This is a genomic window from Kitasatospora sp. NBC_01300, from assembly GCF_041435235.1.
Lineage (GTDB): Bacteria > Actinomycetota > Actinomycetes > Streptomycetales > Streptomycetaceae > Kitasatospora.
The window spans coordinates 4,832,456-4,855,774 of record NZ_CP108408.1 but is presented as its reverse complement, the minus strand read 5'-3'; the positions used below and the strand labels follow the sequence as shown (position 1 = coordinate 4,855,774).

At 73.0% G+C, this 23,319-nt stretch carries 24 protein-coding genes and 1 pseudogene; 13 read left to right on the top strand and 12 right to left on the bottom strand.

What is annotated here, in order from left to right; genetic code table 11:
* Positions 1-8 precede the first annotated feature (8 nt).
* Both OG556_RS21655 and OG556_RS21650 read left to right on the top strand, forming a co-directional pair.
* Positions 9-2,081: a prolyl oligopeptidase family serine peptidase gene (locus OG556_RS21655; RefSeq protein ID WP_371518560.1), complete on the top strand. Its 2,073-nt coding sequence runs from the start codon at positions 9-11 to the stop codon at positions 2,079-2,081.
* A gap of 287 nt (positions 2,082-2,368) precedes the next feature.
* Positions 2,369-3,199 (top strand): phosphotransferase, encoded by an 831-nt coding sequence (locus tag OG556_RS21650; protein WP_371518559.1) that lies wholly within the window; start codon positions 2,369-2,371, stop codon positions 3,197-3,199.
* 56 nt (positions 3,200-3,255) lie between these two features.
* On the opposite strand, the gene OG556_RS21645 is transcribed toward OG556_RS21650, so the two are convergent.
* Genes OG556_RS21645 through OG556_RS21635 form a run of 3 tightly spaced genes read right to left on the bottom strand, consistent with a single transcriptional unit; the run spans position 3,256 to position 3,988 of the window.
* Positions 3,256-3,378, bottom strand: coding sequence for a hypothetical protein (locus OG556_RS21645; protein ID WP_363369142.1), 123 nt, complete (start codon positions 3,376-3,378; stop codon positions 3,256-3,258).
* Complete coding sequence (locus tag OG556_RS21640; protein WP_371518557.1) at positions 3,375-3,629, bottom strand: hypothetical protein; 255 nt, start codon at positions 3,627-3,629, stop codon at positions 3,375-3,377. The genes OG556_RS21645 and OG556_RS21640 overlap by 4 nt, the downstream gene beginning before the upstream one ends.
* Entirely contained in the window at positions 3,626-3,988 is a 363-nt protein-coding gene (locus tag OG556_RS21635; RefSeq protein WP_363369146.1) for an ATP-binding protein, read from the bottom strand. The genes OG556_RS21640 and OG556_RS21635 overlap by 4 nt, the downstream gene beginning before the upstream one ends.
* A 160-nt stretch (positions 3,989-4,148) precedes the next feature.
* Between OG556_RS21635 and OG556_RS21630 the strand changes: the two genes are divergently transcribed.
* The 7 genes from OG556_RS21630 (at position 4,149) to OG556_RS21600 (ending at position 8,511) form a co-directional block, all read left to right on the top strand.
* Positions 4,149-5,144 (top strand): helix-turn-helix domain-containing protein, encoded by a 996-nt coding sequence (locus OG556_RS21630; protein WP_371522800.1) that lies wholly within the window; start codon positions 4,149-4,151, stop codon positions 5,142-5,144.
* A complete protein-coding gene (locus tag OG556_RS21625) occupies positions 5,137-5,337 on the top strand; it encodes a DUF397 domain-containing protein (RefSeq protein WP_371518555.1) in 201 nt (66 codons plus the stop codon). Before OG556_RS21630 ends, OG556_RS21625 begins: the two co-directional genes overlap by 8 nt.
* 124 nt (positions 5,338-5,461) lie before the next feature.
* Entirely contained in the window at positions 5,462-5,743 is a 282-nt protein-coding gene (locus OG556_RS21620) for a hypothetical protein (RefSeq protein WP_371518553.1), read from the top strand.
* The gene (locus OG556_RS21615) at positions 5,715-6,239 is read left to right on the top strand and encodes a DUF6879 family protein (RefSeq protein WP_371518551.1); all 525 of its coding nucleotides are present in this window, start codon (positions 5,715-5,717) and stop codon (positions 6,237-6,239) included. Before OG556_RS21620 ends, OG556_RS21615 begins: the two co-directional genes overlap by 29 nt.
* A gap of 30 nt (positions 6,240-6,269) precedes the next feature.
* Positions 6,270-7,118: a helix-turn-helix domain-containing protein gene (locus OG556_RS21610; protein ID WP_371522798.1), complete on the top strand. Its 849-nt coding sequence runs from the start codon at positions 6,270-6,272 to the stop codon at positions 7,116-7,118.
* 117 nt (positions 7,119-7,235) lie between these two features.
* A complete protein-coding gene (locus tag OG556_RS21605; protein WP_371518550.1) occupies positions 7,236-7,691 on the top strand; it encodes a hypothetical protein in 456 nt (151 codons plus the stop codon).
* A gap of 100 nt (positions 7,692-7,791) precedes the next feature.
* Positions 7,792-8,511 (top strand): class I SAM-dependent methyltransferase, encoded by a 720-nt coding sequence (locus OG556_RS21600; protein WP_371518548.1) that lies wholly within the window; start codon positions 7,792-7,794, stop codon positions 8,509-8,511.
* A 54-nt stretch (positions 8,512-8,565) separates the two neighbouring features.
* On the opposite strand, the gene hutI is transcribed toward OG556_RS21600, so the two are convergent.
* From hutI to hutU, 4 genes are read right to left on the bottom strand one after another with little or no spacing between them, the layout of a single operon-like run.
* On the bottom strand, positions 8,566-9,741 hold the full coding sequence (gene hutI, locus OG556_RS21595) for an imidazolonepropionase (RefSeq protein ID WP_371518547.1): 1,176 nt from the start codon (positions 9,739-9,741) through the stop codon (positions 8,566-8,568).
* Positions 9,742-9,775: 34 nt separating this feature from the next.
* Positions 9,776-11,155: a formimidoylglutamate deiminase gene (locus OG556_RS21590; RefSeq protein WP_371518546.1), complete on the bottom strand. Its 1,380-nt coding sequence runs from the start codon at positions 11,153-11,155 to the stop codon at positions 9,776-9,778.
* A complete protein-coding gene (locus OG556_RS21585) occupies positions 11,146-12,327 on the bottom strand; it encodes an allantoate amidohydrolase (RefSeq protein WP_371522797.1) in 1,182 nt (393 codons plus the stop codon). The genes OG556_RS21590 and OG556_RS21585 overlap by 10 nt, the downstream gene beginning before the upstream one ends.
* Positions 12,328-12,344: 17 nt before the next feature.
* Positions 12,345-14,012: a urocanate hydratase gene (gene hutU, locus OG556_RS21580; RefSeq protein WP_371518545.1), complete on the bottom strand. Its 1,668-nt coding sequence runs from the start codon at positions 14,010-14,012 to the stop codon at positions 12,345-12,347.
* Between the two features lie 180 nt (positions 14,013-14,192).
* On the opposite strand from hutU, the gene OG556_RS21575 reads away from it, so the two are divergent.
* Positions 14,193-14,765, top strand: coding sequence for a Uma2 family endonuclease (locus OG556_RS21575; RefSeq protein WP_371518544.1), 573 nt, complete (start codon positions 14,193-14,195; stop codon positions 14,763-14,765).
* A gap of 1 nt (position 14,766) precedes the next feature.
* Here OG556_RS21575 and OG556_RS21570 read toward each other — a convergent pair whose 3' ends face one another.
* Positions 14,767-15,090, bottom strand: a complete 324-nt coding sequence (locus OG556_RS21570) for a hypothetical protein (protein WP_363624635.1) — start codon at positions 15,088-15,090, stop codon at positions 14,767-14,769.
* A gap of 59 nt (positions 15,091-15,149) precedes the next feature.
* Entirely contained in the window at positions 15,150-16,019 is an 870-nt protein-coding gene (locus tag OG556_RS21565) for a MurR/RpiR family transcriptional regulator (protein WP_363588063.1), read from the bottom strand.
* Positions 16,020-16,225: 206 nt separating this feature from the next.
* On the opposite strand from OG556_RS21565, the gene OG556_RS21560 reads away from it, so the two are divergent.
* Positions 16,226-16,651 (top strand): hypothetical protein, encoded by a 426-nt coding sequence (locus OG556_RS21560; RefSeq protein ID WP_371518541.1) that lies wholly within the window; start codon positions 16,226-16,228, stop codon positions 16,649-16,651.
* A gap of 130 nt (positions 16,652-16,781) precedes the next feature.
* Here OG556_RS21560 and hutH read toward each other — a convergent pair whose 3' ends face one another.
* Positions 16,782-18,365: a histidine ammonia-lyase gene (gene hutH / locus OG556_RS21555; protein WP_371518539.1), complete on the bottom strand. Its 1,584-nt coding sequence runs from the start codon at positions 18,363-18,365 to the stop codon at positions 16,782-16,784.
* Positions 18,366-18,522: 157 nt separating this feature from the next.
* On the opposite strand from hutH, the gene fdhD reads away from it, so the two are divergent.
* Positions 18,523-19,407 (top strand): formate dehydrogenase accessory sulfurtransferase FdhD, encoded by an 885-nt coding sequence (gene fdhD, locus OG556_RS21550; protein ID WP_371518538.1) that lies wholly within the window; start codon positions 18,523-18,525, stop codon positions 19,405-19,407.
* On the opposite strand, the gene OG556_RS21545 is transcribed toward fdhD, so the two are convergent.
* Positions 19,397-20,596 (bottom strand): macrolide family glycosyltransferase, encoded by a 1,200-nt coding sequence (locus OG556_RS21545; RefSeq protein ID WP_371518537.1) that lies wholly within the window; start codon positions 20,594-20,596, stop codon positions 19,397-19,399. The two genes, fdhD and OG556_RS21545, sit on opposite strands and share 11 nt — an antisense overlap.
* Positions 20,597-20,723: 127 nt before the next feature.
* Between OG556_RS21545 and OG556_RS21540 the strand changes: the two genes are divergently transcribed.
* Positions 20,724-21,320, top strand: coding sequence for a TetR/AcrR family transcriptional regulator (locus tag OG556_RS21540; protein WP_371518535.1), 597 nt, complete (start codon positions 20,724-20,726; stop codon positions 21,318-21,320).
* A 606-nt stretch (positions 21,321-21,926) separates the two neighbouring features.
* Here OG556_RS21540 and OG556_RS21535 read toward each other — a convergent pair.
* Positions 21,927-23,066, bottom strand: a pseudogene (locus OG556_RS21535) (diguanylate cyclase domain-containing protein); the annotation flags it as partial.
* Positions 23,067-23,319: the final 253 nt, after the last annotated feature.

Sequence of the window (23,319 nt, the reverse complement as noted above, 5' to 3'; positions counted from 1 at the left end):
TGCCCGGCATGACGACCGACCCGTTACCGCGCCAGCTCGCCCGCACCCGGTGCTTCACCCTGGGCGCCCCCACCCACCCGGGCATCACCGCCGACGGCGCCGCCGTCCTGTTCCTGCGCAGCCGCGGCGGCACCGACCCGCTCGCCTGCCTCTGGGCGCTCGACACCGCCACCGGCCGGGAACGGCTGATCGCCGACCCGGCCGCGTTGGGCGCCGGCCCCTCCACCGACGGCATCACCGGTTACAGCACCGACGCCACCGGCCGGCTCGCCGCCTTCGCGCTCGACGGCGCCCTCTGGCTCGCCGACACCGCCGACGGCACCGTCCGCGCCGTCCCCACCGCCACCGGCGTCCACGACCCGCGGCTCGACCCGACCGGCCGCCGGATCGCCTACACCGGCGACGGCGCCCTGCGCGTGGTCACCGTCAACAGCACGAACGACGCGGACGGCACGGACGACGGGAGCGCCACGGACGACCGGGCGCTCGCCGAGCCCGAGGCCGGGGACGTCGCGTACGGCGTCGCCGAGTACGTCGCCGCCGCGGAGATGTACCGCACCCGCGGCCACTGGTGGTCCCCCGACGGCACCGCACTGCTCGTCACCCGCGTCGACGAGCGCCCCGTCCACCGCGTGCACCTCGCCGACCCGACCGACCCGCAGCGCCCGCCCCGCGTGATCCGCTACCCGCTGGCCGGCACCGCCAACGCCGAGGTCTCGCTCCTGCTGCTCGGCCTCGACGGCACCCGCACCGAGGTCCGCTGGGACCGCACCGCGTTCGAGTACCTCACCGCCGCCGGCTGGGACGCCCACGGCCCGTACGCCGCCGTGCAGAGCCGCGACCAGCGCACCGTCCGCACCCTGGCGATCGGGCCCGACGGCGCCACCCGGGTGCTCGCCGAACGCCGCGACGAGCACTGGGTCGAGCTCCTCCCCGGCCTGCCCGCGCGCACCGCCGGCGGCGCCCTGGTCGACACCGCCGACCTCGGCGACACCCGGCACCTCACCGTCGACGGCGAGCCGGTGACCCCGCCCGGACTACAGCTGTGGGAGGTGCTCGGCACGGACGGCGAACAGGTCCTGTTCACCGCCCTGGAGGACCCCACCGAGACCCACCTCTGGCACTACGAACCGGGCCGCGGCATCCGGCGGCTGAGCAGCGGCCCCGGCGTCCACACGGGCATCCGGCGCGGCGCCGCCCTCGTCGTCACCACCCGCTCCGAGGGCTTCCCGGCCGGCCGCACCACCGTCCACCGCGACGACCGGACGGCGCACCCGATGGCCTCGTACGCGCAGCCGCCCGTCCTCACCGCACGCCCCGAACTGCTCCGCCTCGGCCCCCGCGAGCTGCGCGCCGCGCTCTTCCTGCCCACCGGCCACCGCCCCGGCGGCGCCCCGCTGCCCGTGCTGCTCGACCCGTACGGCGGGCCCGGGATGCACAAGGTCACCAGCGGCGGCGCGTGGTGGGGCCGGGTCTCCCAGTGGTTCGCCGACCAGGGCTTCGCGGTGCTGGTCGTCGACGGCCGCGGCACCCCCGGGCGCGGGCCGCGGTGGGACAAGACGATCTACGGCGACAAGGCCGGCCCCGCCCTGGCGGACCAGGTCGAGGGCCTGCACCAGGCCGCCCGGCTGCGGCCCGGACTGCTCGACCTCGACCGGGTCGGCATCCGCGGCTGGTCCTACGGCGGCTACCTCGCCGCCCTCGCCGTCCTGCGCCGCCCGGACGTCTTCCACGCCGCCTCCGCCGGCGCCGCCCCCACCGACTGGCGGCTCTACGACACCCACTGGCAGGAACGCTTCCTCGGCCACCCCGACGAACACCCCGAGCACTACGACGACGGCTCCCTGATCGCCGGGGCCCCGGAGCTGCGCCGCCCGCTCCTGCTGATCCAGGGCCTCGCCGACGACAACGTCCTCCCCGCGCACACCCTGCGGCTCTCCCACGCCCTCCTCGCCGCCGGACGCCCGCACGAGGTCCTACCACTACGCGCCACCGGCCACCGGCCGACCGACGAGGCGGTGGTGGAGCACCTGCTGCTGCATGAACTGGAGTTCCTGCGGAGATCGTTGGGCGTGGGCTGAGCGGCGCCCGCGCCACCGAACGCCGCAGCCTGGTCACTGGCGTGTAGAAAGCACCTGAACGCGCAGGAGGTCGGCCGGGCCGACTTCCTGCGCCAGGTAGCCGGGCCGGTCGGTCTGCGGCCAGGGCTGCCGCAGCGGGCACGGTGCGCCGCAAACCGGACGCGCGTTTCCTGCACACGTGCAACCGCGAGACGCTCACCCTGGGGGGACCCGTTGGCCAATGATTGACCAACAGCGTCCCGTTTGGAGCGAGCCCCAACTCCGCTGAGCATCGCTACCGTTGTCCCATGACGGATCTGCGCCGGGCACCGGTGGACGAGGTGCTGGTACGTGTCGAGACGGCCTTGGGCACGCAACTCAACAGGGCGACAGTGGTCCGCAAACGCCGATCCGTGGGAGCCGGCACGACGCGTGGCACGTGGGTACGCATCGAGCGGCGAGGACTCGATCGAATCGGTGTCCAGGGCTGGGACGGCACCCCCTCCGCCGAGGCCCTGCGAGGGATTGCGAAGCCCGCGTGGCTGGCCGGCATCGCCTGGCGGGATGATGAGGTCGAGCCAGTCATGTGGCGAGCCGATGAAACCGAACTACTGCCATCCGCCCCGGCGGGGTCCGCCGTTGTGACCGAGGGTCCCGACCTGCCGCCCAGCTGGTGGCCGGAGCTGAACGCCTCTCTCGATGCGCTCGCGGGGCAGCGAACGAATCGGATCGCCACGCCGGACACGGAGACGATCACCCAGGAGCTGGTGACTCGGACGATCCGTCAGGTGTTCCCGGGCATCGACGCCACGGTGAGCGAGTGGTGTCCGGCGCATGCGGATCTGAACTGGGCGAACGTGACGGCGCCCGAGTTCTGCGTCTTCGACTGGGAAGACTGGGGTATGGCCCCGCGTGGCCTGGACGCTGCCACGCTGTGGGCGGCGTCGCTTGCCGTGCCTGCGCTGGCTGATCGTGTCCGTGTCGAGCGGAGCGGCGACTTCGCGAGCCGGGACGGCAAGCTGATGACCTTGTTCGTCGCGGCGAAGATCCTCGGGCCGTACGCGCATCCCGAGGACCCTCGCCTTCAGGGCGCCCGCGTGTTGGCGGAGCAGGTGGTGAAGGAGCTTCAAGCGGACTGACGCTGAGTGGGCGCCCGCGAGGCCCTCGCCCGGGTGGGCGAGGGCCTTCGCGCGGTTCAGTGCTGGTCGTCGCGGTCGTCGGGGTGGGGCATCTTGAGGGTGGCGAGGACGCCGAGGGCGACGGTGGTGATGGCGAGGGCGAGGAGGGCGAGGAGGATCGCGCCGACGAAGAACTTCACCGGTGCCGCTCCTCGTCGTCATCGTCCAGGTCGCGGAGCAGGCGGAGGAGGTTGAGCAGAGTGCTGACCGGCGCGTTCCCGAAGTCGATCAGGATGCGTCCGTCGATGGTGGTCCCGCCCGTCGAGGCGGACCCCCAGAGGAGCCCGTGCGGCAGGCCGCGCCTATGCAACTCCCCTAGGAGAGACATGATTTGGGGCTTGGTGTAGTCGCGCATCCGGGGGTCCTCCGGCACGATGGGGTCGCGGGTCACGCGCGGGAGTCCAGCTCGTACCAGATGGTTTTGCCGCGCTTCTGCGGGTCGACGCCCCAGCGGTGGGTGAGGCCGTCCACGAGCTGGAGGCCCCGACCGGTCTCGGCGAGGTCGGCGGGCGTGCGCGGCTGCGGGAGGGCGTCGCTCTCGTCGGAGACGGTGACACGGAGGGTGCGGTCGAGGATGGAGAACCAGACGACGGGCGCGGGGGTGTCGCCGTGCCGCCAGGCGTTGACGATGAGCTCGCAGAGGGCGAGTTCGGCGTTGAAGACGGCGTCGGCGTCCCAGCCGCTGCGGGTCATGGCGTCCCGCAGGGCCTGGCGGGAGAGGGTGAGCGAGGGGGTGTTACGGGTGCACACGGGAACCTCCGGGAGGCTGTGGTGTGGGGAGAGGTGGTGACGGGGTCGTCGCCGTGAGCCAGGCCGGGGCGGCGGCTTCTCTTCGGCGTGCACTCAGGGCAGCAGGCGCCTACTGCCCTGAGTGCAGGCATTACTGACGATCCGTCGGTTCGAGCTGAGAATGACGATAACTCAGATCCATGAGAAAATTTCCATGGGATCCAAATATTCCCTCGATCGTGGCTGGCGGTCTCAGATGGACCCATGTCAGGCCACGCGGCAGACTTGGACCACCCTCGCCCCGGAAGGAACCATGGCTCGTACGAACCCCACACTCCGTCAGCGCAGGCTGGGAACAGAACTGCGGAGGATGCGAGAGCAGATCGGCCTCGGCGGCAGCCAGCTCGGCAGAGCGGTCGGCATGAATCCGGCCCAGGTGACGCAGATGGAGGCGGGGAAGATCGGCATCAGCGTGGAGCGGCTGCACACGATCGCCACGACATGCATGTGCTCCAACCAGCCGCTGATCGACGCGCTCGCCGACGTCATCACCGAGCGAGGCAAGCCCGGGTGGTGGGAGGAGTATCGAGAAACGCTGGCAACAGACTTCCTCAACGTCGCTGAACTGGAGGGTCACGCTCGCAGGCTCTCGACCTACGGGACTACCTTCGTCCCCGGCCTGCTCCAGACCGGCGCCTACACGGCAGCATTGTTCGCTCAGGCCTACCCGCCACCGCTGCGTCACGAGGTCGATCTCAAGACAGCCTTCCGCATGCAACGGCAGCGCATCATCCGATCTGGAGCGACGCCGTACACCGCCTTCATCCATGAGGCGGCCCTGCGCATGCAGTTCAGTGATCCGAAGGTCAACGTCGAGCAGGTCGACGCACTCCTCGCCGACTCAGAGCAGCCCAGCATCTCGGTCCGAGTCGTACCGTTCGCTGCTGGCGCTGTCCCGAGCCCGTGCGAGAACTTCACCTATGCCGAAGGGCCCATAACGGACCTGGACGCCGCGCAGATGGACACAGGCCATGGCGTCCAGCTCTTCGACAGCCCCACCCACCTTACGAGGTTTCGCGCCCTCCTTGCCATGATGGACTCCACGGCGCTCTCCGAGGAGAAGTCACGGGACTTCCTGCAGTCGATCAAGGAAGAAATGGCAGGTCAGCATGTCTAACTCCGCATGGCAGAAGTCCAGCTACTCGGGCGCAAGCGACAACTGCGTCGAGGTGCGTTCCATCGACGGTTTGATCGAAGTACGCGAGTCCGACGACGCACACGTCATCGTCTGCACCACGTCCCTCAAGTTCGCCACGTTCCTCCAGGGCGCCAAGGCAGGCGAGTTCGACCACCTCACCACCAACCCCTGAGCGAATCGGTCCGGCGGCCTCTTGCTTCCCGCAAGAGGCCGCCAGCAACTCGAATGTGGCCGATGGGTTGCAACTGCACTCGGAGTACGCACTCTTGACGACAGTTGCTCATCCGGGAATCGTCATGCAAATCCACGCAACCGAGTTGCAAGGGGAAGCTGGCATGGCACTACGGTTCATCGGGATCGACCCCAATACCGGGGACGACGAGTGCCCGACCGTCTGGTACGACGACGAGGCTGACGAGATCGTCGTGCAGGGCTGGAAGGCTACCGAGAAGCTGCGCGCCAAGTGCCGGGAGACCGGGAGCATCCCCGATTCGGAGGATGTGGTCCGGCTGCCGGCCCGCATGGTGCCGATCTTGAGGAAGGCATGCGATGCCGCCGAAGGTGCCGACGTTCGCTGAGCAGCTGACTGCTACGCGCTCCAGCGCGGTTCACCTGGAGATGCGTGACTCCTACAGCGTAGTGAAGGAGGCGGAGGCGGTCGCCGCTTGGCGGGACGGTTTCCGCTACGACCCGGCCGACCGTGCGTCCTGGTGGCGTCCGTGGCTGACGCTGATCGAGAAGACCGTGAGCCGGGGCGTCGAGGTTCGCCGTGCCCGGATCGTGTCTGAGCCGGTCTCGGAGTACATCCGGTTCGAGCACTCCGGGACGTTCACCAACATCGCCGCGGGCGAGCAGATCCGCTGGCTGCCGCGACGGCAGGCAGCGGACCTCGCCCTGCCGGGCTGCGACTTCTGGCTGTTCGACGGCGAGTTGGTGCGGTTCAACCACTTCACCGGCGACGGGGAGAGTGCTGGGCCGTCCTTCAGCGACGACCCTGCGGTGGCCCTACTGTGCGCCACCGCGTTCGAGGCGGTCTGGCAACGGGCCGTACCACACGAGAAGTTCAGCATCTGACCGCCACCGGTTTCGAGCGCCCCAGTGACGATGCCGATCTCCCCGTCCTCCAGCGTCCAGGCGGCCCGCGCGACCCTCGCTACCCGCCTCGGCGAGCTGATGCGGAACGCCGGCCTGAAGGGCAGGGAACTGTCCGCCCTCTGCGGCTGGCACCCCGCCAAAACCTCCCGCATCCTCAACGCCAAGGCCGCCCCGTCCGACTCGGACATTCGCACGTGGTGCCGCGCCTGCGGCGCCGACGGCCAAGCGCCCGATCTGATCGCCTCCAACAGGGCGGCGGACTCCCTGTACGTCGAGTGGCGGCGCATCACCCGGACCGGCCTGCGTCACGCCCAGGAAGCCCGGGTGCCTCTCTACACCCGCACCCGCCATTTCCGTGCCTACTCCTCCCGCGTCGTTCCCGGTGCCCTGCAGACCCGGGAGTACGCCGGCGCCCTGCTGCGCACGGTGGCCGACGTCCGCCAGACCCCGGACGACGTGGCGGACGCGGTCGAAGCCCGGCTCGCCCGTTCCAGCGTCGTCTTCGAGGGCGGGCGCCGCTTCGTCGCAGTCATCGAGGAATCCGTGCTGCGCTATCGGATCGGCGACGACACGGTGATGGCCGAACAACTCGGCAGCCTGCTCAGGGTCATGTCGATGCCTTCGGTTTCGCTCGGCGTCATCCCGTTCACAGCCTCCCGCACCATGTGGCCCACGGAGACCTTCAACCTGTTCGACGACCGCCAGGCCGGGGTGGAGCTGTTGTCGGCCCAGGTCACCGTGACCGCGCCCAGCGACCTCGCCCTCTACGCGCAGGCATTCGTGCGCTTCGGCGCCCTGGCCGTTCACGGCGGCGCCGCCCGTGCACTGATCACCGCCGCGATCGACTCACTGGGGTGAGGCATCCGCAATTCTCCGCAACTTCCTTGAGCAATAAGAGAATTGGTCCGTAGATTTCACAGAGCCGCCGGGCAGCGCCCGGCGTCACCAGGTGCCCCAACAACAGTCGGAGGAACCATGGCAACCGCAGTTGCACCCGCCGACCCGATCGTCGGCCCGCTCCGGAACGTGCGCGACCACATCCCCGCCGACCTGTGGGACAAGCAGATCGGCCTCCTGATGCGCGACTACCCCTACGACACCATCATGGCCGCCCGCGTCCTCGGCCAGGGCTACGCCTACCTGCTGACCGCGATGGCCCACCGCAGCGAACACCTGGGCCTCGGCCCCAGCTCGCTGGTGGACATCGGCGTCCACACGATCATCCTGGACACCGTCGCCTACGCCGAGCTGTGCCAGAAGCACAACAACGGCCACTTCCTGCACCACGTGCCGGCCGTCGAGTACAAGGACGACGGCACCGTGCTGCGCACCGCCCAGCTCATAGCAGCAGACGGCTGGGACGTGGACCTGCCGCTGTGGGCGGATGCCTCCAAGTGCAGCCCCTGCCACCCCGGCAACGACTCGCACTGACCGGACAGTTGCGGTGGCCCCGAGCTCAGTCCGGGGCCACCGCGACCCGGAAGGGTGGAGTTCACCCAAACCCCTGCGCCGGCGCACGCCGGACGCGAGGATGACCCGGGTGACGACCACCTCACCCGTCCACTCCGGTGTGCCGGACCTCTGGCATCACTACGGCCGCACCCGCGCTGACACCAACCGGACCGTCCCCGGCGCCTTCCACTGGGTCTGGGCCCAGGACGGCGGGCCTGAAACCGAGGTGCTGGGGGACATCACCGGCCTCGTCGTGGCGGACCTCGGCGCGGGTGCCGCCCGTCATGCCGCGCACCTCGTCGCCCACCACTCTCCGGCGCGGGTCGACGCGATCGACGCCTCCCCCGCCCAGCACGCGATGGCCTGCGACCTCTACGGCCACCTCGTACCGCGCCTGCGCACGGTGCGCGCCGGCGCGACCGCGCACCTGGAGGCGCATCCAGACGAGTACGACGTGCTCTACTCGGTGTTCGGCAGCCTCGACTTCGCCGACCCTCGCCAGCTGCTCCCGGCCGCTGCCCGCGCCCTGCGACCCGGCGGACTGCTGGCCGCCTCCACCTTGGGCCACTACCTCGGTGGAGCCCCCGCTGAACCGGACGTCCAGCACGCCGACGTTCCGGCCCGCACCCCGGACGGCGCCCCGGCAACCATGCGCCGCTGGGTTCTCCAGGAGGCCGTCTGGACGAAGCTGTTGGACGAGGCGGGGTTCACGAAGATCAGTGTCGACCGGCTCCCTCCCACCGTGCCGAGTACACGCGCTGCAGACACCCTGCTTGTCCGCGCCTACCGTCAGCCCTGACGACCTTGGGAGAAATCGGCATCGGGGCATGCTGGCCGTTCCGGCTGCGGCTACTCAGACCTCCCGGACGCCAGCTCGCCAGACCGCCGCCGTCAGTGGCACGCCCGGGCGGTAGGCCAGGTGCACGTGCGAGGGCGCGTCCAGCAGCAGCAGGTCGGCGCGGGCGCCGACCGTGACGGTGCCGACGTCGCTGCGCCGCAGCGCGTGGGCACCGCCCAGGGTTGCCGCCCAGACCGCCTCGTCGGGGGTCATGCCCATCTCGCGCACCGCGACCGCGATGCAGAACGCCATCGAACTGGTGAAGCTGGAGCCCGGGTTGCAGTCGGTGGACAGCGCCACCACCGCGCCCGCGTCCAGCAGCCTGCGCCCGCTCGGGTACTCGGCCCGCGTCGAGAACTCCGCCCCCGGCAGCAGCGTCGCGACCGTCGCCGACCCCGCCAGTGCCGCGACATCCTCGTCGGTCAGGTGGGTGCAGTGGTCCGCCGAGGCGGCCCCCAGCTCCACCGCGAGCTGCACGCCGGGCCCGTACGTGAGCTGGTTGGCGTGCACGCGCGGTGTGAGGCCCTTCTCGATCCCCGCCGTCAGAACGGCCCGCGCCTGGTCGCCGTCGAAGGCGCCCTGCTCGCAGAACACGTCCACCCAGCGGGCGTGCGGGGCGCAGGCGTCCAGCATCTCGCCGGTGACCAGGTCGACGTACCCGGCCGGGTCTTCGGCGTACTCGGGCGCGACCACGTGCGCGCCCAGGTAGGTGGTCTCCGGGGTGTGCCGCGCGGCGATCCGCAGCGCCCGCGCCTCGTCCTCGACCGTCAGCCCGTAGCCGGACTTGCACTCGATGGTGGTGGTGCCCTGCCGCAGCGCCTCCCGGACGAATCCGGCCAGGTTGGCCTCCAGTTCGGCGTCACTCGCCGCCCTGGTGGCCGCCACCGTCGTCCGGATGCCACCCGCCGAATACGCCTGCCCGGACATCCGGGCGTTGAACTCGGCCGTACGATCCCCCGCGAACACCAGGTGGGCGTGCGAGTCGACGAAGCCGGGCAGCAGCGCCCGGCCCTCGGCGTCGAAGCGCTCGTCCGCCGCCGGGGCCTGCGCTGCCGGGCCGACCCAGGCGACGGTGCCGCCGTCCAGCACCACGGCCGCGTCGGTGAGCAGGCCGAGCGGCCCGGTGCCGTGCCCGGGGTCGTTGGTGACCAGGCTGCCGATGCCCGTGATCAAGGTGGTCCTGGTGCTCAAGACAACGCCTTCCGAAGGGAATTGAACAAAGAGGTCAGTGGTCCAGCGCGCCGATCGAGTCCCGCAGCGCGCCCGGCACGTCCGCGACGAGCTGGTGCACGCCGTCCCGGACGATCTGCCGGCCGCCGACCACCACGTGCCGCACGTCGGCCGCCGAGGCCGCGAAGACGGCGGTCTCGGCGCCGAGGCGGGGCGGCGGGCCCGCGGTGCGCACCGAGTCCAGGGCGATCACGGTGAAGTCGGCGAGCGCGCCGGCCTCGACCCGCCCCGCCTCCGGCCAGCCGAGCGAGGCGTGCCCGTCCTCGGTGCCGGCCCGCAGCAGGAGGTTGGCCGTCCAGTGCCCGCGGGTGCGGGTGCGCAGCCGCTCGTTCAGCTCCAGGGCGCGAGCCTCCTCGAACGGGTCGATGACGGCGTGGCTGTCGCTGCCCAGGGTGACCGGGCAGCCCGCCGAGGCGAGCCGGCGGGCCGGGCCGATGCCGTCCGCGAGGTCCCGCTCGGTGGTGGGGCACATGCAGATGGTGGTGGAGGTGTCGGTGAGGAGCCGGACGTCCTCGTCGGTGAGGTGGGTGGCGTGCACGGCCGAGGTGCGCGGGCCGAGCACGCCGTGGTCGGCGAGCAGCCGGGTCGGGGTGACGCCGTGCGCGGCGAGGCAGGCGTCGTTCTCGGCGGTCTGCTCGGACAGGTGGACGTGCAGCGGCGCCTCGCGCACCGCCGCCCACTGCGCGACGGTGCCCAGCTGCTCGGCCGGGACGGCCCGCACCGAGTGGACGGCGGCGCCGATCCGGGCGTGCTCGCGGGGCTTGAGCGCGTCCGCCCGCACCGCCCAGGCCTCGGCGTCGCCGTCGCTGAACCGCTGCTGCGGCCTGGTCGGCTCGGCGCCGAAGCCGGCGGACAGGTAGCAGGTGTCGAGCAGGGTGATCCGGATGCCGGCCCGGGCGGCGGCCTCGATCAGCGCCTCGCCCATCGCGTTGGGGTCGTCGTAGCGGGCGCCGCCGGGGGCGTGGTGCAGGTAGTGGAACTCGCCGACGGCGGTGACCCCGGCCAGCGCCATCTCGGCGTAGACGGCGGTGGCGAGCGCCAGGTAGCGGTCCGGGTCGAGCGCCCCGGCGAACCGGTACATGGTGTCGCGCCAGGTCCAGAAGGTGCCGGAGCCGACCTGGACGTGGCCGCGCAGCGCCCGGTGGAAGGCGTGCGAGTGGGCGTTCGCCTGGCCGGGCAGCAGCAGCCCGTCGAGGCGGACGGCCCCGGGCGGGCAGGGCCCGCTGTCCGGGGTCACCGCGGTGATCCGGCCGCCGGGGCCGGTGGTGATCAGCACGTTGCGCTCGACCACCGGCCCGTTGGGGTGCGGCAGCCAGGCGTACTGCGCCCAGTACGCCACCGGCTCGGTCCCCGAGGTCAAGGGGCTCAGCGACACGCCAGGTCCTCCAGTACGTCGGCGAGGGCGGCGACCCCGGCCAGGCAGTCGGCCTCCTCGGCGTGCTCGGCCGGGGAGTGCGACACCCCGCTGGGGTTGCGCACGAACAGCATGGCGGTCGGGACGGCCGACGCCAGGATCCCGGCGTCGTGTCCGGCGCCGGTGGGCAGCACCGGGGCGTCCAGCAGCTTGGCGAGCCGGTCGCGCAGCGGGCCGTCGAAGTCCACCACCGGGGTGTAGGACTCGCGGGTCAGCTCGACCCGGACGCCGTCGCGCCCGCCGCGCTCGGCGGCGGCCTGCTCGATCTCCTCGACCAGCGCGGTGAGCGTCGCCTCGTCGGCGGCCCGGGAGTCCAGCCAGCCGCGCACCAGCGAGGCGATCGCGTTGGTGCCGTTGGGCTCGACCGCGACCTTGCCGAAGGTGGCCAGCGCGCCCGCCTGCCGGGCCTTCTTGCGGGCCGCGAGCACGGTGTTGGCGTACGTCAGCATCGGGTCGCGGCGGTCCTCGATCCGGGTGGTGCCGGCGTGGTTGGCCTCGCCGTGGAAGTCGAACCGCCAGCGGCCGTGCGGCCAGATCGCGCTGGCCACGCCGACCGGCCGGTCCTCGGTGAGGAGGCGGCCCTGCTCGACGTGGAGTTCGACGAAGGCGCCGATCCGGGCCAGCCGGTCGTCGTCCGCGCCGATCGCGCCCGGGTCGTAGCCGGCCCGCTCCATCGCGTCGGGCAGCCGGACGCCGTCGGCGTCGCGCAGCTCGTACGCGGCCTCGCGGGAGAGCACGCCGGCGGACAGGCGGGAGCCGATGCAGGCCACGCCGAACCGGGCGCCCTCCTCGTCGCCGAAGTTGGTGATCGCCAGCGGGCGGGTGAACTCGGCCCCGCGGGCGCGGAGTTCGTCCAGGGCCGCGAAGGAGGAGACCACGCCGAGCGGGCCGTCGAAGGCGCCGCCGTCCGGAACGGAGTCCAGGTGCGAGCCGGTGACGACCGCCCCGCCCGCGTTCGGATCGCCCAGCCAGGCCCACTGGTTGCCGTTGCGGTCCAGCTCGTAGGCGAGGCCGCGGTCCCGGGCCTGCTGCTCGAACCAGGCCCGGCACTCGGCGTCGGCGGAGTTCCAGGCGAAGCGGCGGTAGCCGCCGGAGGCGGCGGAGCGGCCCACGGGGAGCAGCTCCGCCCACATCTCTTCGAACGAGGACGTCACAGCTCACCCATGGGGACGCGGACGCCGCGCTCGGCGGCGACCTCGGTGGCCCGGTCGTAGCCGGCGTCCACGTGCCGGATCACGCCCATGCCCGGGTCGTTGGTGAGCACCCGGCGGATCTTCTCGCCGGCCAGCGCGGTGCCGTCGGCGACGGTGACCTGCCCGGCGTGGATCGAGCGGCCGATGCCGACGCCGCCGCCGTGGTGGATGGAGACCCAGGACGCGCCGGAGGCCACGTTGACCATGGCGTTGAGCAGCGGCCAGTCGGCGATCGCGTCCGAGCCGTCCAGCATCGCCTCGGTCTCCCGGTACGGGGAGGCGACCGAGCCGCAGTCGAGGTGGTCGCGGCCGATCACGATCGGCGCGGACAGCTCGCCGGAGGCGACCATGTCGTTGAAGCGCTCGCCGGCCTTGTCGCGCTCGCCGTAGCCGAGCCAGCAGATCCGCGCGGGCAGGCCCTGGAAGTGCACCTTCTCCTGGGCCATCTTGATCCAGCGGTGCAGCGACTCGTTCTCCGGGAAGAGGTCGAGGACGGCCTTGTCGGTCTTGTGGATGTCCTGCGGGTCGCCGGACAGCGCCGCCCAGCGGAACGGGCCCTTGCCCTCGCAGAACAGCGGCCGGATGTACGCGGGGACGAAGCCGGGGAAGGCGAACGCGCGGTCGTAACCGGCCAGTTGGGCCTCGCCGCGGATCGAGTTGCCGTAGTCGAAGACCTCGGCGCCCGCGTCCTGGAAGCCGACCATCGCCTCGACGTGCCGGGCCATCGACTCGCGGGCCCGCTGGGTGAACTCGGCGGGCTTGGCCGCCGCGTAGTCCGCCATGTCGTCGAAGGCGACGCCCACCGGCAGGTAGGCGAGCGGGTCGTGGGCGCTGGTCTGGTCGGTGACGATGTCGATCGGCGCGTCCATCGCGAGCAGCTGCGGGACCAGCTCGGCGGCGTTGCCCAGCACGCCGATGGACAGCGGCTGCCGCTTGTCGCGGGCCGCGGTGGCCAGCTCCAGCGCGTGCCCGAGGTCCTTGGCCTCGACGTCCAGGTAGCGGTGCTCGATCCGGCGAGCGATCCGGGACGGGTCACAGTCGATGCAGATCGCCACGCCGCCGTTCATGGTGACGGCCAGCGGCTGGGCGCCGCCCATCCCGCCGAGGCCGGCGGTGAGGGTGATGGTGCCTTCCAGCGTGCCGTCGAACCGCTTGTTGGCGACGGCGGCGAAGGTCTCGTAGGTGCCCTGCAGGATGCCCTGGGTGCCGATGTAGATCCACGAGCCGGCGGTCATCTGCCCGTACATGGTGAGCCCGAGGCTCTCCAGCCGGCGGAACTCCTCCCAGTTGGCCCAGTCGCCGACCAGGTTGGAGTTGGCGATCAGCACCCGAGGCGCCCACTCGTGGGTCTGCATGACGCCGACCGGCCGCCCGGACTGGACCAGCATGGTCTCGTCCTGCTTCAGCCCCTCCAGCGTCCGCACCATGGCGTCGAACGAGCGCCAGTCCCGCGCCGCCTTGCCCGTCCCGCCGTACACCACCAGCTTCGACGGGTGCTCGGCGACCTCCGGGTCGAGGTTGTTCATCAGCATCCGCAGGGCCGCCTCCTGCTGCCACCCCTGCGCCGTCAGCCCCGTCCCCCGCGCCGCCCTGACCTCACGCGGCCCGCTCGCCTGCTGCACCATGTCCTGGCCTCCCTGCGGATGGATTCATTCAGATTCAGCTCGGCTGAATATATCCAAACAACCACCTCCCGGCCAGACCCCGAACCCATCCGATCAGCCCCGCCGCCGACCGACTCGGCGCGCTAGCCTGAACCCGGCGAACACCAGCCACTCGGCCCAGCGACGAGAACGGAGAACACGATGACGGCGATCACCGTGCGGCCCGGCAAACTGCGGGATGTGGCGGAGGAGATCGAGCGGAGCACCGGCCTCCGCGTCCAGATCATCGGAGGAACCCTGGTGATGTCCCCCACTCCTCGCGGCAAGCACGCGGGGACGGTCAAGCGCCTGTCCCGCCAACTCGACGGCAACCTCCCGGCCGGTCTCGGCGCCTACGAGGTCTCCTCGATCAACATGCCCGGCGACGCCGAGGACTACGCGACACCCGACCTGGTCGTCCTGCCGTCCGACTGGGAGGACGACGACGACTGGCTGGCCGACCCGCACGACGTCGAGCTCGCCGTGGAGGTCATCTCCACCTCCGAGCGGGTCAGCCACATCGCGACGAAAACCAGCTGGTACGCGGTCGCGGGCGTGCCGGTCCTCCTCGCGGTCGACCCCCGCAAGGGTGTCTGGACGCTTCGCACCCACCCCCGCGACGGCGAGTACCAGGGCGTGCTGCACGGCAAGTACGGCGAGCCCGTCCCGCTGCCCGCACCGCTGGCCGCCGAGCTGGACACCTCCGCACTGCCGCTGTACGCGCCCCGCGCCTGAGTCAGGCCGCGGCGTCGCCGTCCCAGTCGATGCCGATCTCGGCGAGCCAGCGGCGGTCGGCGGCGTCGGGGGCGGGTGGGGTCGGCGGGCGGGGGATGTTCTGGACCGGGCCGAGGCCGTACTTCTCGGCGGCAGCTGCGGCGGCGCGGGCGTCGGGTTCGATGACGCCGACGTGCACGGCGGACTCGTCTCCCGGGTCGAGGACGGTCAGTTCGGGATCGGGCAGGCGCCGCAGGGTGACGCGGCGTCCGCAGGTGGGGCAGGACCATTCGTCGACACCCGAGGCCAGGCGGGCGACGAACTTCATCTCGTGGATCACGCGCATGGGCGGCACCCCCTGCTGTAGGGGATGCCCGGGTTCGTGACGGCTACTCCCCGCCGTGTCTACTCCAAAAACAGGCCACGTGCCGCGGCGGACTGCTCGATGGCCTCCAACCGGGCCTCCGCGCCCGGGAGTTCGTCGCACATGCGCTGCAACAGCACCCGGCCGAGCATCATCGGCGCGCACGCGGTGTCGAAGACCAGCCCGGTGCCGACGGCGGCCGGCAGCATCAGGTCGGAGAGCTTGGCGACCGGCGCGAAGGCGCTGTCGGCGACGGTCAGCACCGTCAGCCCGCACTCGCGGGCCACCACCAGCGCGTCCATCAGCTCCCGCGGGTAGCGCGGCAGCGCGAAGCAGAGCAGCGCGGTGGCCCCGGCCGCGGCGGCCTGTTCCAGCCGGTCGGCGAGCATGCTGCCGCCCTCGTCGAGGAGGCGGATGTCCGGGTGCACCTTGGCGGCGAAGTAGGCGAAGCCGCGCGCCTGCGCGGAGGCGGCCCGCAGGCCGAGCACCGGCAGCGGGCGGGAGGCGGCGAGCAGCCGGGCGGCGCGGGTGATCGGCTCGGGGTCGGCGAGGAGTTCGGCGAGGTGGCGCAGGTGGGCGATCTCGGCGAGCACGGCCTGCTGGTGCTCGTTGCGCACCGCGTCGTCGGGGGTCTCCGGCGCGGCGGTCTCGCCCGCGCCGAGTTCGCGCAGCTGTTTGCGCAGCGCCGGGTAGCCGTCGTAGCCGAGGGCGACCGCGAAGCGGGTGACGGACGGTTGGCTGACGCCGGCGAGTTCGGCGACCTCGACGCTGGAGAGGAACGGCGCCTCGGTGGCGTGCCGGACCAGCGAGTGCGCGATCCGCCGCTGGGTCGGCGTCAGTCGGTGGCCTTCGAACAGCTGGAGCAGCCGGGCGGAGGGGCCGACCGTGCCGGCCTCGTCGGTGGCGGTCATCAGCGGTACCTCCGGATGCGAGAGATTCGGACGACGACTGTGCAGCAGTGCGTCGCGCCTGGCAAAGACGTCTCGTACGGCGGGATGCCGGGCGAGACGGCCCGAGCGGGTCGGGAGCTCGGGGTAACCCTGAATTCTCCCTGAACCCGCCCGGATTCCCCCACCGACGGATGGACCGCGCCCCGGCGCGGGCCCAGGCTGTTCCCATGGACACTCGCCAGGACGACCTGCGGCGCGACCTCGACGCCGCCCTGCACGCTCGCAAGGAACTCGGCAAGGAGTACGAGCCGGAGCTGGTCGACTCGTTCCTGAGCCGCCTGGACGCCCGTCTGGACGCCCGGGTCGAGCGCCGGGTGGCCGAGCGGATGGACGACTACGAGCCCGCGCAGCGGCGTCGGCCGCACCACCCGGGGCCGGGGCCCGGCCGGCCCGGCAACCGGCTGGCGGTGATCTCGCTGGCCCTCGGCATCCCGCTCACCGCGATCGCGGCCAGCCCGCAGGGCGGCGGCTTCTTCGGCCTGCTGGTCAGTTGGGCGGGCATCGTCGGGGTCAACTTCGCCGCCGCATTCGGCAACCGCCGGGACCGGGACGAGCCGCGGTCCCGGTCCCGGTCCCGCGACGACTGGGACTGAGTCCCGCCGCCCGCACCAGCCGTCCCGCCGCCCGCACCGGACCCGACGGCCCGTCACGCCGATCGCACCGATCGCACCGATCGCACCGTGTCAGCCCAGCTCACGCCGCGTCAGCCCAGCTCACGCCGGCTCAGGCCAGCGGCCCGGTGACCCGCTCCACGGCCCGCACCAGCTCCCCGGAGGCGACCAGCGCGGCCGCCGCCTCCAGGTCCGGCGAGAGGAAGCGGTCGCGGCCGGCGCCGCCGACCCCGGCCTCCCGGGCGGCGGCCATGGCGGCCGTGGTGGCCGGGGCCGTCCGGCCCGCGCCGTCGGCCTGCTGGCGGATCTCCAGGGCGCGGGCGGCGGCGGTAAGTTCGACGGCAAGGATCCGGCCGAGGTTGTCGACGGCCTGGCGCAGCTTGCGGGCGGCGGACCAGCCCATCGACACGTGGTCCTCCTGCATCGCGGAGGACGGGATCGAGTCGACCGAGGCCGGGACGGCGAGCCGCTTGTTCTCGCTGACCAGCGCCGCCTGGGTGTACTGGGCGATCATCAGGCCGGAGTCCACGCCGGGGTCGTCGGCCAGGAAGGCCGGCAGGCCGTGCGAGCGGGCCTTGTCGAGCAGCCGGTCGGTGCGGCGCTCGGAGATCGAGCCCAGGTCGGCGGCGGCGATGGCGAGGAAGTCCAGCACGTACGCGACCGGGGCGCCGTGGAAGTTGCCGTTGGACTCCACCCGGCCGTCCGGCAGCACGACCGGGTTGTCGACCGAGGCGGCGAGCTCGCGGGAGGCGACCAGCTGGGCGTGGGCGAGGGTGTCCCGGCCGGCGCCGGCCACCTGCGGGGCGCAGCGGATCGAGTAGGCGTCCTGGACCCGCGGCGCGTCGTCCTGGTGGTGGCCGGTGAGGCCGGAGTCCTTGAGGACGGCCAGCATGTTGGCGGCGCTCAGCGCCTGGCCCGGGTGGGGGCGGATCGGGGCGTGCAGTTCGGGGGCGAGCACCTTGTCGGTGCCGAGCAGCGCCTCCAGGGTCATCGCGGCGGTGATGTCGGCGGTGGTGTACAGCCGCTGCAGGTCGGCGATGGCCATCACCAGCATGCCGAGCATGCCGTCGGTGCCGTTGATGAGGGCCAGGCCCTCCTTCTCCAGCAGTTCGACGGGCTCGATGCCGGCGGCGGCGAGCAGTTCGGCGGCGGGCTTCTCCACGCCGTCCGGGCCGGTGGCCACGCCCTCGCCCATCAGGACCAGCGCGCAGTGCGACAGCGGCGCGAGGTCGCCGGAGCAGCCGAGCGAGCCGAACTCCCGGACGACCGGGGTGATGCCCGCGTTGAGCAGGGCGGCCATGGTCTGCGCGACCAGCGGGCGCACGCCGGTCCGGCCGGAGGCCAGCGTCTTCATCCGCAGGAAGACGAGTGCCCGGACGACCTCGCGCTCGACGGCCGGTCCCATCCCGGCCGCGTGCGAGCGCACCAGCGACCGCTGGAGCTGTGCCCGCAGTTCGGGGCTGATGTGCCGGACGGCGAGCGCGCCGAATCCGGTCGACACGCCGTAGACGGGGCGCGGTTCGGCCGCGAGGGCGTCGATCCGCGCCCGCGCCGTCGCCATCTCGGCGAGGGCGTCGGGGCCTATCTCGACCCGGGCGTTCCACCGGGCGACGGCCAGCACGTCCTCGGCGCTGACGTCGGCCTTGCCGACCTGGACCAGCGGAGCGTCGGGGGCCACAGCACTGTGCATATCCATATACACCATCACATCAGGTGAATGAAGATATGACAACAGGTGGTCGCCATCCGGAACGGCCACGATCGCACACCCCGTACCGGCCGACAGGATTTTCGCCCGGGCCGCCCCGTGCCGCACGCTGGTGGCCACGGACACGCACGGAGGTGGCAGGGCGATGACGCGGGCGACGGCACGGCGCCGGGTGGTGCGGCTGCGGGGGGACGAGCGCGGGGTGCGGCCGGACTCGCTGGCGGCGGAGGAGCCGCTGGAGATCCGGCTCGGCGGCGAGCCGCTGACCGTCACCATGCGCACCCCCGGGCAGGACTTCGACCTGGTGGCCGGGTTCCTGGTCGGCGAGGGGCTGGTGCACACCGCCGAGGAGCTCGCCGCCCTGCGGTACTGCGCCGGGACGGACGAGTCCGGCGCCAACACCTACAACGTCGTCGACGCCACCCTGCGCGGCGCCGCCCGCGCGCTGCCGCTGTCCGCGCACCGCAACCTGCTCACCACCAGCGCCTGCGGCCTGTGCGGCCGGGACACGGTGGACGCCGTCCGCACCCACGTCCGCCACCCGGTGGGCGAGGACCCGCTCACCGTCCCGCCGTCCCTGCTGTACGGCCTGCCGGACCGGCTGCGGGCCGCCCAGCGCACCTTCGAGTCCACCGGCGGCCTGCACGCGGCCGGCCTGTTCGACGCCGCCACCGGCGAACTGCTCTGCGCCCGCGAGGACGTCGGGCGGCACAACGCGGTGGACAAGGTGGTCGGCTGGGCGCTGCGCGAGGGCAGGCTGCCGCTGACCGGGCACGTCCTGCTGGTCAGCGGCCGGGCCTCGTTCGAGCTGACCCAGAAGGCCGCGCTGGCGGGCGTCCCGCTGCTGGCCGCCGTCTCGGCGCCGTCCTCGCTCGCGGTGGACCTCGCCGAGGAGCTGGGCCTGACCCTGGTGGGCTTCCTGCGCGGGGAGGGCGCGAACGTCTACACCCGGCCGGACCGGATCGCCTCGCCCTCCCCCGCCACGCCCTCGACAGCGGCGCCCTCCCCCACCGCGCCGGTCACCCCCTGAGCTCGGCCTCGATCAGGTCCGCCGCCCGGGCGGTGCCGCCCTCGGCCCGGCCGGCGGCGGCCAGCGCCTTCAGCCGCTCGGCCACCGCCGGGTCGCCGACCAGCTCCAGCAGCGCGCCGCGCAGCGCCTCCGGGGTGGCCTGCGCGGTGTCCAGGCGGCGGGCGACGCCGAGCCCCACCAGTGCGTCCGCGTTGGCGAACTGGTCGACGGCCTGCGGCACGGCGATCATCGGCACGCCGTGGTACAGCCCCTCGCTGGAGCCGCCCATGCCCGCGTGGGTGACGAAGGCGTCCGCCTGCGCGAGCACCGACAGCTGCGGCACCCACCGGTGCACCTCGACGGTGTCCGGCACCTCGCCCAGGTCGGCCAGGTCGGTGTGCGCGCCGACCTGGAGCACCGTGTGCCAGCCGGGCAGGCCGCCGAAAGCCTGGACGCAGGCCCGGTAGAACGCGGGCTGGTGGGTGAAGGCCGAGCCGAGCGAGACCAGCAGCACCTTCTCCGCGTGCGCCGGCCGGTGCCACTCGCCCTGGTGGGCGCGGTCGCCGAAGCACGGCCCGACGAAGGTGACGCGCCGCTCGTCGACCCGGTCCGCGTTGAGCTGCAGGGCGCGCGGGATCAGGGCGACGGACCGCGCCGGGCGGCCCTTGAAGGCGTCCACGTCGCGCTCCACCGTCCCGGCCTCGGCCAGCCAGTCGGCGAACCGCCGGTAGTGCTCGGCGCCGCCGGGCCCGCTGCGGATCGCCTCGTACACCTCCGCCATGTCCTGCTCGAAGCCCTCCCAGCCGACGTAGGTGGGCGACAGCTGCACCACCGGCACGCCCAGCCGCTCGCCGAACGCCCGCCCGGCGAAGCCCGCGATGTCGCAGAGCACCAGGTCGGGGCGGTCGTCCGCGAAGGCCTCCAGCAGGACGGGGTACATCGCGAGGGCGTCGTCCAGGAACAGCTCCTGGAGCGCCACCGGGTCCTCCTCCCAGGTGTCCGGGCCGCCGGCGCGCGGCAGCCTCGTCGGGTACGGGACGAAGCGGGCGCCGGTCGACTCGACGGCCCCGGCGAAGGAGGCGTCGTTGACGTAGCTGACCCGGTGGCCCCGGGCGACCAGTTCGGCGATCACGGCGAGGCTGGGGTTGACGTGCCCGTGGGCCGGGATCGAGACCATCAGGATGTGGGCGGGGTGCGCGGAGCGGGTCATGGGGACCTCCAGGGCTAGGAATGAGACGAGACGGTCCGTCTCGCTGGCGCCGCTCCAGCATGATCCGGGTCCGGCGCCACGTCAAGACGATACGGTCCGTCTCGTTGCTTCGCTTAGAATTTCCGCCATGGCCCACAGAACCGCCCCCGACCCGGCCCGCCGCAGCGAACGCTCCCGCGCCGCCGTCCTCACCGCCGCCGCCGAACTCGTCGCCGACGTCGGCTTCGGCAAGCTCACCATCGAGGCGATCGCCGCCCGGGCCGGCGTCGGCAAGCAGACCATCTACCGCTGGTGGCCCTCCAAGGGCGCCGTCGTCTTCGACGCCTTCCTCGCCGCCAACGAGCACGAGGGCAGCCTCGCCCTCCCCGACACCGGCGACCTCGCCGCCGACCTGCGGGCCGTCCTGCGCCCCGCCGCCGACGAGCTCGCCGACCCCGCCCTCGACCGCACCTACCGCGCCCTCACCGCCGAACTGCTCAACGACCCGGCCCTGTACGCCGACTACCGCACCCGCCTGCTGGACCCGCTCCTCGACGTCACCCGCGAGCGCCTGCGCAGCGCCCGCGAGGCCGGCCAACTCGCCCCCGACGCGGACCTCGACCTCGCCCTCGAACTCCTCTACGGCCCGCTCCACTACCGCTGGCTCTACCGCCTCGGCCCGCTCGACCACGCCCACGCCGACCGCCTGGTCGAGGCGATCCTGCGCGCCCTCGGGCAGGCCTGACCACTCCGACCAGCCGCCCCGGCCTCACACCACCGGGGGCGAGGCCGCGCCCGCCAGGGCGACGGCCACCAGGGCGCGCATGGCGAAGACCGCCTGGCCGAGCGGCAGGGTGGCGTCGTCGGCGAAGAGTTCGACGAGCCAGCCGCCGGCCGGGTTCTGGCCGCCGGCGGCGACCATCCCGCGGTAGCCGGAGACGACCAGCATGGCCTCCTCGGCCGGGTCGTTGCCGGCCGCGCCCGCGCGCAGGGCGAAGGCGCCGCCGCGGACGGCGCGGCGGGTCATCGGGTAGTGGCGCAGGTCGAAGACGGCGTCCGGGGCCTCGATCTGGGCCCGCTGGGTCTCGGCGCGGGTGCTGCTGGGGCCTCTGGTCATCCGGTAGACGGCGTGCTGGGCGGTGCGCATGAGGTGGGAGCCGGGCGGGACGTAGGAGACCCACCAGCCGACGGCGTCGAGCAGCCGGGCGGAGGCCTCGGCGACGACGACGAGCTTGCCGAGGGTGTCGGCGGGGTGGACGGCCCGGGCGGCGGCGGCCTGGTCGAGGGCCGCGAGGACGGCGGTGAGCAGCTGGCCCGGGTCGGCGCTGTGCGCGGCGCCCCGGAAGCGCCGCCGGTCGCCCGCCCCGGCCCGGCCGGGGCGGGCGCGTCCGTCGGCCCGGTGGTGCGGGTCGGCGGCGTCGGCGAGCAGCACGGTGGGGTCGGGCGAGAAGCCGGGGCCGTGGCTGCGCCCGGCGACGACGGGGTGCGCGGCCCGGGCGGCCTTGGCCCGGTACTGGGCGGCGTCGGCGAGCCGGAAGAGCCGGTCGGGGGTGGTGACCGGGCCGATGGAGTCGCCGGTGGAGGCGACGCCGCAGGCGACGCCCTCGCCCTCGGACAGGGCCAGGGCCCGGGCGCAGAGCTCCTCGGCGACGGCGACGACCTCGTCGGCCTTCTGCCCCTCGGCGAGCAGGCAGAACTCGTCGCCGCCGAGGCGGGCGGCGAGGCTGCCGGGGAGTTTGGCCGCGGCGACCGAGAGCTGGTGGGCGAACCGTTCGAGCAGCCGGTCGCCCATTTCGTGGCCGAGCTGGTCGTTGACCCGCTTGAGGCCGTTGACGTCGCAGACGACGAGCGAGACCACGGTGTTGTCCCGGTTGTGCGCCGTGAGGGCGCTCTCCAGCCGGGCGTCGACGGCGCGCCGGTTGGCGAGGCCGGTGAGCGGGTCGGAGAAGGCGAGTTTGCGCAGGTCGGCGAGGCGTTCGGTCTGGGCGAGGCCGGCCGAGATCTGGGCCGCGAGCAGGGTCGCGTAGTCGGCGTCGGCGGCGACGAACCCGGGCTTCCCGACGCTGCGGGCCAGGTACAGCTCGCCCCAGGCCTGCCCGTGCAGGACGATCGGGGCGACCACGCAGCAGGCGCGGCCGCGCCGGCGCAGCGCCGCGGCGCGTTCCTGGCAGTACGCGCCGGCGGTCGGGTGGGCGTGCCCGGCGTGCGGTTCGGCGTTCTCGGCGGTCTGCAGCCAGGCCCGGGGGAGGCGCCCGGTGGTCCAGCGCTCCTCCAGATAGGTGACGATCTCGGGGAAGTCGGCGACGGGGTAGGACTCGTCCTCGGGCAGTTCCTCCTCGCCGGGCGCGAGCTCCCCGTGGTTGACCAGGACCCGGAGCCGGCCGGATTCGCGGTCCCAGACGGAGACGGCCGCCATGGTGGCCCCGAGCGCCTCGGTGGCGCGGGCTGCGGCGGCCCGGACGGCCTCCAGCGGGGTGAGCGCGCGGGCCATGTCCTGGGCCAGCTCGACCACGGACTGCAGCCGCAGGTCGGGCAGTTGGCCGGCCGGCTGCGGGCCGCCGCAGTCGCAGTCGCAGCCGCGGTCCGTCATGATCGCCTCACTGCTCACCGGCTCGCCTCGCTCCCTGTGCTCGGTCCTGCCGGACCCCCGACGGCGGCCGCACCCACCCGGCCGCTTTCACCAAGACTATGGCGGTTTCGGTCGGTTATGCCCCGTTTGCCAGGACGGACCCGCAACCGGCCGT